The sequence below is a fragment of the Microbacterium sp. NPDC019599 genome (assembly GCF_040632175.1).
GTDB lineage: Bacteria > Actinomycetota > Actinomycetes > Actinomycetales > Microbacteriaceae > Microbacterium.
Genome location: NZ_JBEYBL010000002.1, coordinates 241204 through 257781 on the forward strand (window position 1 = coordinate 241204; position 16578 = coordinate 257781).

The 16578-nt window shown below is 70.4% G+C and carries 14 protein-coding genes; 3 read left to right on the forward strand and 11 right to left on the reverse strand.

Annotated elements, in window-relative coordinates:
* Nucleotides 1-65 precede the first annotated feature (65 nt).
* Together ABZ477_RS04500 and ABZ477_RS04505 are read left to right on the forward strand one after the other, a co-directional pair.
* Nucleotides 66-1103, forward strand: a complete 1038-nt coding sequence (locus ABZ477_RS04500; protein WP_360128513.1) for a methionine ABC transporter ATP-binding protein — start codon at nucleotides 66-68, stop codon at nucleotides 1101-1103.
* Nucleotides 1096-1755, forward strand: a complete 660-nt coding sequence (locus ABZ477_RS04505; protein WP_360128516.1) for an ABC transporter permease subunit — start codon at nucleotides 1096-1098, stop codon at nucleotides 1753-1755. Before ABZ477_RS04500 ends, ABZ477_RS04505 begins: the two co-directional genes overlap by 8 nt.
* Before the next feature lie 39 nt (nucleotides 1756-1794).
* Here ABZ477_RS04505 and ABZ477_RS04510 read toward each other — a convergent pair whose 3' ends face one another.
* The 10 genes from ABZ477_RS04510 to ABZ477_RS04555 form a co-directional block, all read right to left on the reverse strand.
* A complete protein-coding gene (locus tag ABZ477_RS04510) occupies nucleotides 1795-3324 on the reverse strand; it encodes an alpha/beta hydrolase (RefSeq protein WP_360129808.1) in 1530 nt (509 codons plus the stop codon).
* A gap of 29 nt (nucleotides 3325-3353) precedes the next feature.
* A complete protein-coding gene (locus ABZ477_RS04515) occupies nucleotides 3354-4511 on the reverse strand; it encodes a DNA polymerase III subunit delta' (RefSeq protein WP_360128519.1) in 1158 nt (385 codons plus the stop codon).
* 73 nt (nucleotides 4512-4584) lie between these two features.
* Complete coding sequence (locus ABZ477_RS04520; RefSeq protein WP_360128522.1) at nucleotides 4585-7011, reverse strand: hypothetical protein; 2427 nt, start codon at nucleotides 7009-7011, stop codon at nucleotides 4585-4587.
* 230 nt (nucleotides 7012-7241) lie between these two features.
* Nucleotides 7242-7889, reverse strand: a complete 648-nt coding sequence (tmk, locus tag ABZ477_RS04525) for a dTMP kinase (RefSeq protein ID WP_360128525.1) — start codon at nucleotides 7887-7889, stop codon at nucleotides 7242-7244.
* A complete protein-coding gene (gene topA / locus ABZ477_RS04530; RefSeq protein ID WP_360128528.1) occupies nucleotides 7886-10612 on the reverse strand; it encodes a type I DNA topoisomerase in 2727 nt (908 codons plus the stop codon). The genes tmk and topA overlap by 4 nt, the downstream gene beginning before the upstream one ends.
* A gap of 104 nt (nucleotides 10613-10716) precedes the next feature.
* A complete protein-coding gene (locus ABZ477_RS04535; RefSeq protein ID WP_360128531.1) occupies nucleotides 10717-11034 on the reverse strand; it encodes an Rv3654c family TadE-like protein in 318 nt (105 codons plus the stop codon).
* A complete protein-coding gene (locus ABZ477_RS04540; RefSeq protein WP_360128534.1) occupies nucleotides 11034-11372 on the reverse strand; it encodes a TadE family type IV pilus minor pilin in 339 nt (112 codons plus the stop codon). The genes ABZ477_RS04535 and ABZ477_RS04540 overlap by 1 nt, the downstream gene beginning before the upstream one ends.
* Nucleotides 11369-11563: a DUF4244 domain-containing protein gene (locus ABZ477_RS04545; protein ID WP_360128537.1), complete on the reverse strand. Its 195-nt coding sequence runs from the start codon at nucleotides 11561-11563 to the stop codon at nucleotides 11369-11371. The genes ABZ477_RS04540 and ABZ477_RS04545 overlap by 4 nt, the downstream gene beginning before the upstream one ends.
* 40 nt (nucleotides 11564-11603) lie before the next feature.
* Complete coding sequence (locus ABZ477_RS04550; RefSeq protein ID WP_360128540.1) at nucleotides 11604-12491, reverse strand: type II secretion system F family protein; 888 nt, start codon at nucleotides 12489-12491, stop codon at nucleotides 11604-11606.
* A gap of 1 nt (nucleotide 12492) precedes the next feature.
* The gene (locus tag ABZ477_RS04555; protein WP_360128543.1) at nucleotides 12493-13623 is read right to left on the reverse strand and encodes a TadA family conjugal transfer-associated ATPase; all 1131 of its coding nucleotides are present in this window, start codon (nucleotides 13621-13623) and stop codon (nucleotides 12493-12495) included.
* 450 nt (nucleotides 13624-14073) lie between these two features.
* Here ABZ477_RS04555 and acs point away from each other — a divergent pair, with 450 nt between their 5' ends.
* Complete coding sequence (gene acs / locus ABZ477_RS04560) at nucleotides 14074-16044, forward strand: acetate--CoA ligase (RefSeq protein WP_360128546.1); 1971 nt, start codon at nucleotides 14074-14076, stop codon at nucleotides 16042-16044.
* Nucleotides 16045-16110: 66 nt separating this feature from the next.
* Here acs and ABZ477_RS04565 read toward each other — a convergent pair whose 3' ends face one another.
* Nucleotides 16111-16578, reverse strand: coding sequence for a RidA family protein (locus tag ABZ477_RS04565; protein ID WP_360128549.1), 468 nt, complete (start codon nucleotides 16576-16578; stop codon nucleotides 16111-16113).

Below are 16578 nucleotides of genomic sequence, written 5' to 3' on the forward strand. Positions count from 1 at the left end.
CCTGCGCGTGTGCGGCCCGCTCACCCGAGCGGGCCGCACACGTGTGCATCCCTCAGGAGCAGCCCATGACGATCATCCGCCTCAGCGGCGTCACCAAGGAGTTCCCGGCCGCATCGAAGGATGCCCGGCCGACCCTCGCCGTCGACGACGTGTCGCTCGACATCGCCGCGGGCGAGATCTGCGGCATCGTCGGATACTCCGGCGCCGGCAAGAGCACCGTGCTGCGGCTCGTGAACGCCCTCGAGACCCCCACGTCCGGGTCGATCGAGATCGACGGCCGCGAGATCACCCGGCTCGCCGAACGCGACCTGCGCGCGCTCCGCGGCGACATCGGCATGATCTTCCAGCAGTTCAACCTCTTCGACTCCCGCACCGTCGCCGGCAACGTGGCCTATCCCCTCGAGGTGGCCGGTCGCCCGCGCGGCGAGATCGCGGCGCGCGTCGACGAGCTCCTCCGGTTCGTGGGCCTCGCCGACAAGGCCCGCAGCTACCCCGAGCAGCTCTCGGGCGGACAGAAGCAGCGCGTCGGCATCGCCCGCGCCCTCGCGACCAGCCCCCGCATCCTGCTCGCGGACGAGGCGACGAGCGCGCTCGATCCCGACACGACGCAGGAGGTGCTGGCGCTCCTGAAGCGCGTCAACGCCGAGCTCGGCATCACGATCCTCGTCATCACGCACGAGATGGACGTCATCCGCACGCTCGCCGACCGCGTCATCGTCATGGAGCAGGGCCGGATCATCGAGTCGGGTGAGGTCTTCGACGTTCTCTCGGCGCCGCGGCATCCCGCGACGAAACGGTTCGTCGCGAGCATCATCGAGGACGTCCCGGCGGGTGACCAGCTCGAGACCCTCCGTCGGCGCCATCCCGGCCGCATCGTGACATTCACGATCCGGGACGGCGACGTGACGCAGGCCGACGTGTTCACGGCGCTCTCCGCGCGGGGTGTGCGCTTCGAGCTCATCCACGGCGGCATCAACGACATCCGCGGCCGCGTCTTCGGGCACTTGACCCTCGCGCTGACGGGCGACGCCCGAGCCGTTCAGGAGGCGATCGACGCGGCATCCGCGTTCGCGCCGCTCATCGAGGAGGACGCCCGTGGATAGGCTCGTCGACCTGCTGCCCGAGCTCTGGGCCGCCACGGCCGAGACGCTCTACATCGTCACGCTCTCGCTCCTGCTCGGCGGGTTCGCAGGGCTCCTGCTCGGCCTCGGGCTCTACGCGTCGCGGCCGGGGAGCCTCTTCCCCAACCGGCCCGTGTACGGCGCGCTCAACGTCGTCGTCAACTTCTTCCGGCCGATCCCGTTCGTGATCCTCCTGGCGGCGGTGCAGCCGATCGCGCGCAGCCTCGGCATCCCGGGAATCGGGCCGGAGTTCGCGGTCTTCGCGATCTCGATCGCCTCGATGTTCGCGATCAGCCGCATCGTCGAGCAGAACCTGCTCACCGTCCGGCCGGGTGTCATCGAGGCGGCGCGCGCGGCGGGCGCGAGCCGCTCGCGCATCCTCTTCCGCCTGATCCCGCGCGAGTCGCTCGGGCCGCTCGTGCTCGGCTACACCTTCATCGTCGTCGCCCTCGTCGACATGACGGCGATCGCCGGCGCCGTCGCCGCGGGCGGGCTCGGCGAGTTCGCGATCGTCTACGGCTTCAAGCAGTTCAACCCCGTCGTCACGTGGGCGGCGGTGCTCGTCATCATCGTGATCGTCCAGGCCGTGCAGTTCATCGGCAACGCGCTCGCGCGCCGCATCCTCCGCCGCTGACGCCCGGACGAAGAGCGGATGCTGGAACCCGGGCATCCGCTATTCGCAGCGCAGCCCGTCCTCCGGAACGGTGCCCTCGAGCAGGTACGCCTCGATGGCGTCGTCGACGCACTGGTTGCCCTTGTTGAAGCCCGTGTGCCCCTCACCGACACGCGTCACGAGGACTCCCGAGGAGAGCTGGTCCGCGAGCGAGACCGCCCACTCGTACGGCGTGGCGGGGTCGTTCGTCGTGCCCAGCACGACGATCGGCGCGGCGCCTTCCGCCGTGATCGGCTCGCGCGTGCCGGACGCCGGGTGATGCCAGACGCTGCACGGCGCCGGAGTGAGCCAGTACGGCGCGATCGTCGGCGCCTTCTCGTCGAGCTCGGCCTGTGCGGCCGCCACGTCGTCGGCGGTCCAGTCGATGGGATAGTCCATGCAGTTGTACGCGCGGAACGCCTCGAAGAAGCTGTCGACGTACTCGCCGTCCTCGTTCCGGTCGTAGTAGAAGTCGGCGAGCTGGAACGCGACGTCGGGGTTGCCCTGCAGTGCATCGGTGAGCGCGACCGTGAGGTACGGCCAGCTCCCCTCGGAGTACAGCGGCGCCACGATCGCGGTCTGGAGCGAGTCGGCGCCCATCAGGCGTCCGTCCGAGGCGGGCAGCGGCGATCGATCGACGCTCGCCAGCAGTGTGCCGAGGTCCGCCATCGCGTCATCGACGGTGCCGCGGAACGGGCAGTCGCTGCCCTCGAGGCAGTCCGCCATGTACGCGCGGAGTGCGCTCTCGAAGCCGAGGCCTTGTGTGAGGTCCAGCTCGAGCATCGAAACCTGCGGATCGATCGCGCCGTCCAGGACCAGTCGCCCGACGCGCTCCGGATACAGCCCCGCGTAGGTCGCGCCGAGGAGACTGCCATACGAGTAGCCGAGATAGTTGAGCTTCTCGTCGCCCAGCACAGCGCGCAGAAGGTCCATGTCGCGCGCGGCGTTCGGCGTGGTGATGAACGGCAGGATGCCGTCGCTGTTGGCGTCGCAGGCCTCGGCGAACCCGGCGTGCCGGTCGAGCATCTCCTGCTCCCAGGCGTCTGTTCCGCGCTCGTTGCGGGGGATGTCGTACAGGTAGTGGTCCATGTCGGCGGCGTCGTAGCAGCGCACCTTCGTCGAGGCGCCGACTCCGCGTGGGTCGAATCCGATGACGTCGTACGCAGCCTCGAGGTCCTCGCCCACCGCGAACGTCACGGAGTCGCGGACGAGGGCGACGCCGCTCGATCCGGGGCCGCCGGGGTTGACCAGGAGCGAGCCGATGGGCTCGGCCCCGTTGCTCGGCCGGTGCCGGATGAGCGCCAGCTCGATGTCGCCCGCGCCAGGGTCGGCCCAGTCCAGCGGCGCGTCCACGGTCGTGCAGTCGAAGCCTTCACCGCAGCCCTCCCACGCGAGCTCCTGGCTGTAGAACGGCAGCAGGTCGGCCGACACCCCGGAGGTATCCGGCGCGAGACTCGCGGTCGAGACGGGAGCAGGTGCCGGAATGACCGAGTAGAGGCATCCAGAGAGGGCGAGGGATGCCGCGACAAGGCCTGCGACGAGCGCGGCCATGCGGCGCCTGCCCCGCGTGAGATTCGGGTTCACGGGGTCCTTCCGCTCGCGACGGTCACGAGCATGCTCTCGAGCGCGAGCGCCGGCGCGGCGTTCAGCTCGAGGTTGCGGCGGGTCTCGGTGATCCGGTCGAGCACGGTGAGCGTGCGGTCGGGTGTCCACGCGGCCGCGACTGCGCGCAGCTCCGGCTCGAGCTCGAGGTTGATGAGGTCGTCGTCGCGCCCGAACTGCAGCACGACCACGTCGCGGAACATCGACTGGAGGTCCGTCAGGACACGATCGATCCCGTCGCGGAGGCTCCGCGTCGCGCGCCGCTTCTGGTCGTCCTCGAGTGCCGAGAGCTGTGCCCGGACAGCCGGCGGAACGGGCGAGCCCTCCGCCACGCCGAGCGTCCGCAGGAGTCCCGTCCGCTCGGCTTCGTCGCGTTCCGCCGTGAGCGCCTTCGCGTCGTCGGTCGCCGCCTGCACGATGGCGCCGGCGACTTCGACCGCGTCGTTCACGCCGCGCACGCGCAGGACGGCGCGGAGCGTCTCGTCGCGACGCACCCTGGTGGCGGCATCCGTCGCGAGTCGCTGCGCCATCCCGATGTGACGCTGCGCGTGCCGGGCGGACTGCTCGGCGATCGCGAGGTCGACGCCCGTGCGCTGGACGATGAGCCGCGCGACGTCGGCGACTTCGGGATCGCGCAGGCGCAGCGTGCGCACCCGCGACCGGATCGTCGGCAGGAGGTCGGCCTCGCTCGGCGCGCACAGCACCCACACGGTGCGCTCGGGGGGCTCTTCGAGGGCCTTCAGGAGGACGTTCGACGTCCGCTCCGCCATGCGATCGGCGTCCTCCATGACGATGACGCGGTACCGGCCGAGCGACGGCGCGAAGTACGACCGCTCGACGAGCGACCGCGCGTCCTTGATGGAGATGATGACGCCCTCGGTGCGCAGCGCCGTGAGATCCGGATGGGTCCCCGCGAGCACCTGCCGCATGGCCTGCTCATCGCCCGGCTCGGCGATGAGAGCCGCCGCGAACGCGTACGCGAGAGTCGACCGACCCGAGCCCGGCGGCCCCGTGATGAGCCACGCGTGCGTCAGCGCAACGGGGTCGGATGCTGCCGCCTGCAGCGTCGCGACCGCCTCGTCCTGCGCCCACACGTCGCCCCACGGCGGGGCGGCGACGGCGGCCGGGGCATCCATCCGTCCAGCCTAACCGCGGGCGCCGACGCCGCCGCCCGGCATCCAGCTGCTTCTCTGCCGGGCGGCGATCACGTCAGTCTCCGATCCTCGTCCACGTTCCGCAGTCCTCGGACCTGAAGCCGGCGTCGTCGGGATAGATCCGCACGTAGTTCGGCGCGTCGTAGGTGAAGTCGTTCTCGAGGATCTCGCCGAACGTTCCGCCGAAGCCGGATACTGCCTCCCAGTAGCACCCGTTCGACGCGGTCGTGCTCATGTAGAGACCGGGCTTGATGTGGACGCCCACTACGTGGACTCCGTTCCCGAAGCTCGACTTGGCGCTGCCCAGCGGGGCGTACGGCGCCCACGAACCGCAGTCGGCGTCAGTGACGAAGTACTTGTCCGTCGACGAGATCGTCACGATGACGCGTCCGTCGAACGGGACGAAGTCGTTCGCGATGATGCCGTCGAAAGACGTCCCGGCCGTTGATCGGCGCTCCCAGTAGCAGCCGTAACGCGCGTTCGCGACGTACGTCCCCGGCTTGATCTGCGTCCCCACCTGGTAGGTGCCCGCTGCACTGATCACCGGAGCAGGACCCGCCACCGTTGCGGTGGCGGCGCTCGTCATCGACTTCGTCACGACGTTCGTCGCCTTACCGGTGACCGTGACCGTGATCGTCTTGCCGTAATCCGCGCCCGTGAGCTTGTACGACATACCGGTCGCACCGGAGATCGCGGTGCCGTTGCGCTTCCACTGATAGCTCAGCGATGCCGTAGGCGACCAGGTCGAGACGGAGGCTTTCAGCCACGAATACACACGCGTGGTTCCGGAGATCTTCGGCGCTGCGGCGACGGCGAAGTACTTCGTGATGGTGGCCGTCGCGGCACTCGTCCGGGTCGTCGTCGTGTAGCCGGTCTTCTTCGCCGTCACCTTGACGGTGATCTTCCTGTTCCAATCCGAGCTCGTCAGCGTGTAGCTGGACCCCGTGGCGCTCGGGATGGCGACCCCGTTGCGCATCCACTGGTACGAGCGGGTCGCGCTGGGTGACCAGGTGCCGGGGACGACGGTGAGGGTCTGGCCGAGGATTCTCTTCCCAGTGATCGTCGGAGTGGGCGCGCTCGAGAAGATCCCGTAGCCGATAGTGACGGCCGAGGTCGACCGCGTCACGGTCGCGTAGCCCGTTCGGGATGCTTTCACGGTGAGCACGAGCGATTTGCCACGCTGATCGGCGGTCGGCGTGAACTTGGAGGCGGTGGAGACGGTCGTGCCCGACACCTTCCAGGCATAGGCGACGGTCGTCGAGGCCGGCCACGCACCGGTGACGGCGGTCAGTGCGGATCCGACGCGCACAGCGCCGCTGATGGTCGGCGCGAGCGCAGCGTCGAAGGCTCCGAGCGCCACAGTCACGGGGGCCGTCATTCGCGTGACGGTGTCGTAGTGGTCACGGGTTCCCGTCACGGCGAGGATCAGCGGCTTCCCGGCATCTGAGGCGATCGGGGTGAACGACTCCGAAGTGGAGCGCACAATCCCGTCGACGCGCCACTCGAATGCCAGCTGGGCTTCGGGGCTCCAGAGCTCCGTTGCTGCGGTGAGCGGCTGATCCACGCGCACGATGCCGTCGATGACGGGGATGGGGGACGCCTGGAACGTGCCGCGCAGGACGCGAGACTCGCTCGTGAGCTCGACCGTCTCGTAGTCGGAATGCGATGCACGCACCGTCACGCTGACGGCGTGGCCGACCTGGTCGGGTTCGAACACGTGGGAGCCGTCCGAGTCGCCGCCCGCCGTGGGCGCGCCGTCCACGAGATACGTGAACTCGAACGTCGTGCCCTCCGGCCACTCACCGAGGGTGGGTGCCACCGGCTGACCCGCGTACACCGACTCCGGCAGTACCGGCTGCTGGACGGATGGGAACGTGCCGAGGACGCCGACGACGCTGCGCGCGCTGGTCGCGGACGCCCCTGCGTATCCCGGCCGGGTCGCCGATACCGTGACGGACAGTTCATGACCCTGCTGAGCCTGCGACGGCGTGTAGGTCGCGTCGGTGGCATTCTTCAGCACGACGCCGTCGAGGAGCCACCGGTAGCTGAGCTGGACGTCATGCGGAACGTCGCCGGGGATGGCGACGGTCACGGGGCGGTCGTTCACCACGGCCCCGACGATCGTCGGGGTCGCCAAGGACCAGGTTCCCTCCGCCACGATCTCCGGCGCCGTCAGCTCGAATGTCGCAGGCTCGTATCCGGGGGCTTCCGCCACGACCTCCGCCTCGACGAGCTTTCCGACCCACTCGGGACGAATCGTCAGATCCAGCGGCATGGCCGATTCCAGCTCGTCTTCTACCGCGACGTCGTCGACGAGCCACGTGACGTCGAGGATGACATCCGCCGGCGTCCAGCCCTCGCCTGAGACCTCCACTGTCTCGCCGACGCGCAGGTCACCGGTTATCGCGAGACCTTCCGGTGCGGCGATCGCATCGGCCGCCTGGGCGGGCGCCGCTCCGATGAGTGAAGTGACGAGGACCACGGCAGCGGTGCTCGCGGTCGTGGTGAGAAGGGCTCGAGCCCGTGAGGCGCGCCTGTTTCCGGGCGCGCTGAGGACAGCATTCATTCGGGTGTCTCTCCAAGACATGCATCGGCGAGGGGACGGCGCGATCGGGTGACGCGACAAAGCCGCGCACGTCATCGCGCGCGGGCCGAACCGACTATACGTCGAGGCGACGACACTCGTTGAATCGCCGGGCCGGGAATATCCCGTTATCGGCCGAGTCGCGCTCGGATCCGCTCGCGCACTGTTGCGGCAAGCTCTTCCGCCGGACGCGAGGCGTCCAGGACGAGGAACCGATCGGGCTCGGCGGTCGCGATCGCGAGGAAGCGATCACGGACGCGCGCGTGGAAGTCCTCCTGCTCGGCCTCGAGCCGGTCGAACGGCTTGTCGTCGGCGTCGAGCCGGAGGCGGGCGGCGGCGGGGTCGAGGTCGAGCAGCACCGTGAGGTCCGGGAGGAGACCTCCCGTCGCCCACATCGAAAGGTCGCGGATCTCGCTCGGCTCGAGCTGGCGCCCGTCGCCTTGATACGCGACCGACGAGTCGACGTAGCGGTCCTGGATCACGACGTCGCCGCGCGCCAGCGCCGGCCGGACGACCGTCGCGACGTGGTGCGCCCGGTCGGCTGCATAGAGGAGGGCCTCGGCCCGCGGCGCGACGTCGCCCCGGTGGTGCAGGACGATGTCGCGCACCAGAAGGCCCACTTCCGTGCCGCCGGGCTCGCGGGTGCGGACGACGGTGCGCCCGAGGCCCGTCAGCCACTCGTCGAGGAGCGCCGCCTGCGTCGTCTTGCCGACGCCGTCGCCGCCCTCGAAGGTGACGAACAGTCCCTGTCTGCGTCCTTCTCCGGCCGCCGTCACTTCTTCGCCGGCGTCTTGCGCGTCGTCGTGCGGGCCGCGCGCTTGGGCGCCGGACCCTTCGCCCGCTTGTCGGCAAGCATCTGCACGGCGATCTCGAAGGTGATGTCGTCGGGCGTCTGTCCGCGCGGGATCGTGACGTTCGTCACGCCGTCGGTCACGTACGGCCCGAAGCGGCCGTCCTTGACCTTGATCGGCTTGCCGCTCACGGGGTCGGCCTCGAACTCCTTCAGGGCGCTCGATGCGCCGCGCGCGCCGTACTTGGGCTGCGCATAGACGGCGAGCGCCTCCTCGAGCGTGATGTCGAAGATCTGCTGCTCGCTCTGCAGCGTCCGCGAGTCCGTGCCCTTCTTGAGGTACGGACCGTAGCGGCCGTTCTGCGCCGTGATCTCGTTGCCAGACTCCGGGTCGACCCCGACGGTGCGCGGCAGCGACAGGAGCTTCAGCGCCGTGTCCAGGTCGATCGCGTCGACCGACATCGACTTGAACAGCGACGCGGTCCGCGGCTTCGGCGCCGGCTCCTTCTTCGCCGCACCCCGCTTCTTGGGCGCGGCCGCGACCTCGACCTCGCCGGTCGCCTCGTCGACAGCATCCGGGTCGACCGGATCCGTCTCCTGGACGTACGGACCGAACCGGCCGTCCTTGACGACGACGAGCTTGCCGTTCTCGGGGTTCTCGCCGAGCACGCGGTCGCCGGCGACGGGCGCGTCGATGAGCTCCTGCGCCTTCGCGGCCGTCAGCTCGTCGGGCGCCAGCTCCTCCGGGATGTTGACGCGTCGAGGCTCGGCCTCGGCGTTCGCGGCGTCGACGACTTCGAGGTACGGGCCGTACTTGCCGAAGCGGAGGGTCGCGGCATCCGAGATCCTCGTCGCATTGAGCTCGCGCGCGTCGATCTCTCCGAGGTTCTCGACGATGTTGCGCAGGCCCACCTGCCCCTCGGAGCCGAAGTAGAACCCGTTGAGCCACGCGACGCGCTGCTGCTCGCCGCGGGCGATCGCGTCGAGGTCGTCCTCGAGCGCCGCGGTGAAGTCGTAGTCCACGAGGTCGGCGAAGTGCTGCTCGAGCAGGCGCACGACACTGAAGGCGAGCCAGCTCGGCACGAGCGCCTGCCCGCGCTTGGTGACGTACCCGCGGTCGAGGATGACGTCGATGATGCTGGCGAACGTCGACGGACGGCCGATGCCCTTCTCCTCGAGCGCCTTCACGAGGCTCGCCTCGGTGTACCGCGGCTTCGGGCTCGTCGAGTGGCCCTTCGGCTCGACATCCTTCATCCGCAGGACATCGCCGACCGCCATGGCGGGCAGCGACTGGTCGTCGGCCTTGTCGGCGTCGCTGCGCTTCTCGTCGTGTCCTTCTTCATAGGCCTCGAGGAAGCCCTTGAACGTGTAGACGGTTCCGGATGCTGTGAACTCCGCGCTCCGGCCACCGGCCTGGACGGCGAGGGTCACGGTCGTCGTCTCGTACTTCGCGTCGGACATCTGGCTCGCGACGGTGCGCTTCCAGATGAGGTCGTACATGCGCAGCTCGTCGCGGTCGAGCTCGGACGAGATCGAGGCGGGCGTGCGGAAGACGTCGCCCGACGGGCGGATCGCCTCGTGCGCCTCCTGCGCGTTCTTGCTGTTGCTGCGGTAGACGCGCGGGTTGAGCGGCACGGCCTTCTCGCCGTACAGCGCGACGGCCTGCGTGCGCGCCGCTTCGACCGCCTGCTTCGACAGGGCGGTCGAGTCGGTGCGCATGTAGGTGATGTACCCCTTCTCGTAGAGACGCTGCGCGACGCTCATGGCGTGCTTGGCGCTCATCGAGAGCTTGCGACCGGCTTCCTGCTGGAGGGTCGAGGTCGTGAAGGGCGCCCGCGGGCTGCGCGTGCCGGGCTTCGCCTCGAGGTTGACGACGGATGCCTCGCCCACCGCCGCGATGGCGTCCGCGAGGGCGCGCGCCCCGGCCTCGTCGAGCACGACGACGGCCTTCTTCAGCCGGCCGTTGTCGTCGAAGTCCGTGCCCCGGGCCAGCGGCGCGCCGTCGAGGCGCGCGAGGCGCGTCGTGAACGCCGCTGAATCCGATCCCTGAGCCTGTCGAAGGGCGGCGAGCGCCTCGACATCCCAGTAGGAGGCTGACACGAACGCCATGCGCTCGCGCTCGCGATCGACGACCATGCGGGTCGCGGCCGACTGCACGCGGCCCGCGCTCAGCGCCGCTCCCTCACGGCCGCTGCCGACCTTGCGCCACAGCACGGGCGAGACGTCCCACCCGTAGAGACGGTCGAGGACGCGTCGCGTCTCCTGCGCATCGACGAGGGCGAGATCCAGCTCGCGCGTGTTCTCGGCGGCGGCCTGGATCGCATCCTTCGTGATCTCGTGGAACACCATGCGCTTGACGGGGACCTTGGGCTTGAGCACCTCGAGCAGATGCCACGCGATCGCCTCGCCCTCGCGGTCTTCATCGGTGGCGAGCAGGACTTCGTCGGCGCCCTTGAGCGCGCGCTTGAGCTCGGCGACGGTCTTCGACTTGCGGTCGTTGACGACGTAATAGGGGTCGAACCCGTTGTCGATGTCGATCGAGTACTTGCCGTACGCGACCTTCTTGTCGTCCGGGATCTCCTTCTTGCTCGCGAGATCACGGATGTGCCCGACCGAGCTCAGCACCTCGTAGCCATCGCCGAGGTACCCCTGGATCGACTTCATCTTCGTGGGGGACTCGACGATCACGAGCTTCTTGCCTTGTGCCAACGTGGGTCGTCCTTTCTTCGAAGCACACCATACACACCGCTCACAGGGGTCGGCGCTGTGAGGACTCCCAGGCAAGGTGCCCGGCGGAGCCCGGGGAATCGCACTCACGGCGGCGGTCCGGCGCGTGCGGAGGCCCTCGCGACGAGGCCCGCGAAGCCCGTGGAGACGGTCACGGTCGCGACCAGGCCTGCCAGGTCGCACGACTCGAGAATCGCGCCCGACGACGCGGCGATCTCGGCGGCGCGCTCGCACGGCACCCCACGGACGGCTCCCGAGGCGGCGTCGGCAGCCGCGAGCGCTGCGGCGTCGGCAGCCCCGGACAGTCGCTGCCCCGTCGTCGCCGCGGCGGAGACGGCGCCGAGCCCGACCGTGAGGACCGCGCACACCCCGAGGACGCCGACCGCGAGTCCCACTCCCGCCATCACAGCCCGCCCGCGAGCGCGCACGACCGCGCCGACAGCGTCAGCGATGCGATGCCCGCCGGGGCCGTCGCCGTCACGCACACGAGGTCGCCGGGCCGGTCGACCACCGCGGCGGCGCCGGACACGGCTGCGGAGACGACGCGGCTCGCCGCCTCGGCCGGCTCGCCGCGCCCCACGACTCGCGCGGCATCGGCTGCGGCATCCTGCAGCCGGACGTGGGTCGCTCCGGCGGCCAGCGCGCCCATGCCGAGCAGCAGGACGAGCAGGACCGCGGGCAGAGCGACGGCGAACTCGGCGACGACCGATCCGCGATCGCCGCCGAGCCGTCCGGCGCTCACGAAACCGTGAGCGCCCGGCGGACGAGGTCGGTCAGGATGCCGCGCACCTCATCCGAGCGCATGATGACGACCAACAGCCCGGCGAAGGCGACGGCGGCCATCGTCGCGATCGCGTATTCGGCGGTCGCGGCTCCCGTGTCGTCGCCGAACAGGTGGGCGGCACGGCGGCGCGTGAGTCGGGGAACAGTCATTCGGATACTCCTTCTTCTCTGGATGGGTGGGCACAGGACGTCAGAGCGACAGCGACATCGTCGACATGACGCTCAGGAGCAGCGGCGCGACCCCGAGCAGCAGGAACGCCGGCAGCGTGCACACGCCGAGCGGGAGCAGCAGGCGCGACGAGAGCTTCGCGGCCCGCAGCCGCGCGTCGATGCGGGCGTGGTGCCGCGCGAGGCCTGCGGCGGCCCGGAGGAGCTCGACGGCGGGAACGCCGGCGCGCTGGGACAGTCGCAGCACGTCCTCGACCGCGGCCTCGGGCGGCACACGCGAGAAGCGCGCGACGACCGCGCGGGCGCGCTCGATCGACACGCCGCCCGCCATCGCGATCGCGAGGAGCTCGGCCGACAGACCGGGGATGCTGTCATCCGGCGCCGCGCGCTTTACGAGCGCCGACGTCCAGCGGTGGGCGGCGACGATGAGCACAGCACCGAGGACGAGGCACACGATGCCGAGAGGGTTCGTGGCGAGCGTGGTCAGCGTGTCGAACCCGAACGCGGCACCCAGCGCGACCGCCACGAGCGGAAGCCATGCCATGAGCCGCGCCGTGCCGGCGGGCTCGGCGAGGGCGACCCGGACGTCGTCGGAGGCCTCCCCCGCGTCTCGGACCGCCCGTGCGATTGCCCGAAGCGCATCGGCGAGCGGAGCGCCCACCGTGGTCGCGATCGCCCAGGCCGAGGCGACATCGCGCCACGCACCGCCTTCAACGCCGATCGCCTCCGCGAGCGCGGTCCCGTCCGCGAGGGCACCGTGGATGCGCACGGCCACGGGATCGCCGGACTCGGCAGCGAGCTCCCATGCGCGGACGGGGGCGAGACCCGATTGAAGGAGCACGGCCAGGCGCAGCACGGTATCGGCGGCGACATCGGCCGAGGGCTCGGGCGCGCGACGCTTCAGCCGCACGTCACGCCACCGCCTCGATCACGAGGCGCCCCGCGGCGTCGAGCGACGGGCGCCCGATCGCCGCGAGGCGCCGTGCGCCGTCGCCGTCACGGGCGACGTGAAGGACGACGCCGATGGCGCTGACCACCTGACGCGCGAGGGACCGGTCGTCGAGCGACGCCATCGCGCCGAGCGACTCGAGGCGGGCCGCGACCTCGTGGATGCCGTTCGCATGGAGCGTGCCTGCGCCGCCGTCGTGCCCCGTGTTGAGGGCGGCGAGCAGTTCGCGCACCTCCTCTCCACGGCACTCGCCGACGACGAGGCGATCGGGACGCATCCGCAGCGCCTCGCGGACGAGTCGCGCAAGGCCGATGCCGCCCGCACCCTCGAGGTTCGGCTGACGCGCCTCGAGCTGCACGTGGTGCGGATGGTCGATGCGCAGCTCCGCGACGTCCTCGATCGTGACGATCCGGTCGCTCCGCGCGGCGCGGCCGAGGAGCGCGGCGAGCAGGGTCGTCTTGCCGGCGCCGGCGGCTCCGGTCACGAGCAGATTGACGCGCTGATCGACGATCTCTTCGAGCCGGTCCCGCATCGCGGGGTCGAACATGCCGGCGGTGCCGAGCCCGTCCAGGGTCGCGATGCCGAGCCGCGGGATCCTGATCGAGATCGCCGTGCCCGCCGGCGCGACAGGCGGCAGGACGGCGTGCACGCGGATGCCGCCCTCGAGTCGGACGTCGACGCAGGCCGTCGAGTCGTCGAGGTGCCGCCCGCCGAGCGAGATGAGGACGACCGCGAGCTCGCGCACATCCTCTTCTGCGGCCCGCCAGCCCTGCGCGCGCTCGGCGCCGCTCCCCCGGTCGACGAACAGACCGTCCGACCCGTTGATGAAGAGGTCGGTCACGGCCGGGTCCGCGAGGAACGGGACGAGCGGCGCGAGTGCGGGATGATCGCGCAGAGTCCGCGCCGGAGGGCTGACGTCCGGTGCAGGCGCCTTCGACACAAGAGTCGACGCCGGGGTGACAGCATCCCGCTCCACCGTTGTCGGCACGAAGCCGAGGACGCCGAGAGTCGGTCCAGTGCGCACGGAACGATCGGAGTCGCGCGCCGTCACCGGCGGCGCAGTGCGCGGCTCGACGACGAACGGCTGAGGCATGCCTCGACGGTAGATTCCGCGGGGCATGCGGCCAGCGGCATCCACGCACCTGGTGGACAGGCCCGCAAGCGCAGGACCTGGGGAGGAGGGGCCGTCGCGGAAGCGCTCCCATGCGAGCGCTCCGCGCCGGAGGTCAGGGGCGGCATCCCATGGGGGGTATGGGATGCCGCCGCGCGCGACACCGCATTTCGGGGGGTGCTTCAGGTGCCGCAATGCCAGAATCGAAGTTCGGCCGTGGAAGAGCATACGCAACTGCACGCAACCTTCCAAACAAACTGGAGCAAGGTCGAAGTGATATATCGGTGGGACCCCTCGAAGTGGCCGCCACCCACTATCGGAGGTAGTGGGCGTCGGGCGCCGTGGGTAGATTGCTCACGGCATCCGTCACCATGACGAGACCCCCATCCGTCGCCCCGCGACACCTCTCCAGCCGCAAAGGAGCGCGCCGCAATGAGCAGCCAGATCGACCACCTCCTGAATGAGACGCGCCGGTTCGCCCCGGCGGAGGACTTCGCCGCCGGCGCCGTCGCGACGGCGGAGCTGTACGAGCGCGCGTCGGCGGACCGCGAGGGCTTCTGGGCGGACCAGGCGCGCGAGCTGCTGCACTGGGACACGCCCTTCACCGAGGTGCTCGACTGGTCGCACCCGCCGTTCGCCAAGTGGTTCGCCGACGGGCGCCTCAACGTCGCCTACAACTGCCTCGACCGCCACGTCGAAGCCGGCAACGGGGACCGCGTCGCGCTCCTGTGGGAGGGCGAGCCCGGCGACGACCGCCGCGTGACGTACGCCGAACTGACGGACGAGGTCAAGCGGCTCGCGAACGTCCTCGAGGGCCTCGGCATCGGCGAGGGCGACCGCGTCGCGATCTACATGCCGATGATCCCCGAGGCGGTCGCGGCGATGCTCGCGGTGGTGCGGATCGGCGCGATCCACTCCGTCGTCTTCGGCGGCTTCTCGGCCGACAGCCTGCGCTCCCGCATCGACGACGCCGGCGCGAAGCTCGTCATCACGGCCGACGGCGGCTACCGCAAGGGCAAGGTCTCGCCGCTCAAGCCCGCCGTGGACCTGGCGCTCGCCGACCGCAACGGCTCGGGGGTGCAGGAGACCGTCGAGAACGTGCTCGTCGTCAAGCGCGGAGGCAACGACGTCGAGTGGACCGACGGTCGCGACATCTGGTGGCACGACGTCGTCCCCCAGGCCTCGGGTGAGCACGAGGCGACGGCCTTCCCCGCCGAGAACCCGCTCTTCATCCTCTACACGTCGGGGACGACCGGGAAGCCGAAGGGCATCCTGCACACGTCGGGCGGCTACCTCGCCCAGGCGACGTTCACGAACAAGGTCGTGCACGACATCCACCCCGAGTCGGACGTCTACTGGTGCACGGCCGACATCGGCTGGATCACGGGCCACTCGTACGTCACGTACGGCCCCCTCGCCAACGGTGCGACCCAGGTGCTCTACGAAGGGACCCCCGACACGCCGCACCCGGGCCGCTGGTGGGAGATCGTGCAGAAGTACGGCGTCACGATCCTTTATACGGCGCCCACCGCGATCCGCTCGTTCATGAAGATCGGCCGGGCCGTGCCCAAGCAGTTCGACCTGTCGTCGCTGCGCCTCCTCGGATCGGTGGGCGAGCCCATCAACCCCGAGGCGTGGATGTGGTACCGCAAGATCATCGGCGGCAAGACGGCGCCCATCGTCGACACGTGGTGGCAGACCGAGACCGGCGCGATCATGATCTCGGCCCTTCCGGGCGTCACCGAGACGAAGCCGGGCTCGGCGCAGGTGCCGCTGCCGGGCGTCTCGATCGACGTCGTCGATGAGGACGGCCAGCACGTCGGCAACGGCAACGGCGGCCTGCTCGTCGTGACGGAGCCGTGGCCGAGCATGCTCCGCGGCATCTGGGGCGACCCGGAGCGCTTCAAGGAGACGTACTGGGAGAAGTTCGAGAAGCAGGGCTTCTACTTCGCCGGCGACGGCGCCCGTCTCGACGAGGACGGCGACGTGTGGCTCCTCGGCCGCGTCGACGACGTCATGAACGTATCCGGTCACCGCCTGTCGACGACCGAGATCGAGTCGGCGCTCGTGGGCAACGAGGCCGTCGCCGAGGCCGCCGTCGTCGGAGCTTCCGACGAGACGACGGGGCAGGCCGTGGTGGCCTTCGTCATCATCAAGCAGTCGTACCTCGCGGAGCACTCCGCGGAGGGCCTCGCGAACAGCCTGCGCCTGTGGGTCGGCGAGCAGATCGGCCCGATCGCCCGCCCACGCGACGTCTACATCGTGGGCGAGCTTCCCAAGACCCGCTCGGGCAAGATCATGCGCCGGCTCCTGCGCGACGTCGCCGAGGGCCGCGAGGTCGGCGACACGACGACCCTCGCCGACACGGCCGTCATGAGCGTCATCTCGGCCCAGGTCAAGTAGGACGACGGAGCGGATGCTGCGACCCGGGGTCGCAGCATCCGCTCCGTTCGTCAGTAGGCGAAGCCGTCACTCGAAGGTGAAGACGACCTCGACCTCGACGGGGCTGTCCAGCGGCAGGACCGGGACGCCGACGGCCGAGCGCGCGTGGCGACCGGCGTCACCGAAGATCTCGCCGAGCAGTTCGCTCGCGCCGTTGATGACGCCGGGCTGACCGGTGAACTCGGGCACCGAGGCGACGAAGCCGGTCACCTTCAGGACACCCGTGAGGCGATCCACTCCCCCGACGGCAGAGGCCGCGGCGGCGACGGCGTTGAGCGCGGACTGGCGCGCATACGCCTTGGCGTCGGATGCCGGGACGAGCCCGTGCCCATCGCCGACCTTGCCCGCCTCGGGCAGCGCGCCCGAGATCATCGGCAGCTGGCCTGCCGTGTAGACGAGGTCGCCGTGCGCCTTCGCGGGCACGTAGGCGGCGACCGGCGGGACGACTTCTGGCAGCTGGATGCCGAGCTCGGCGAGACGCTGGGAGACGGTCAT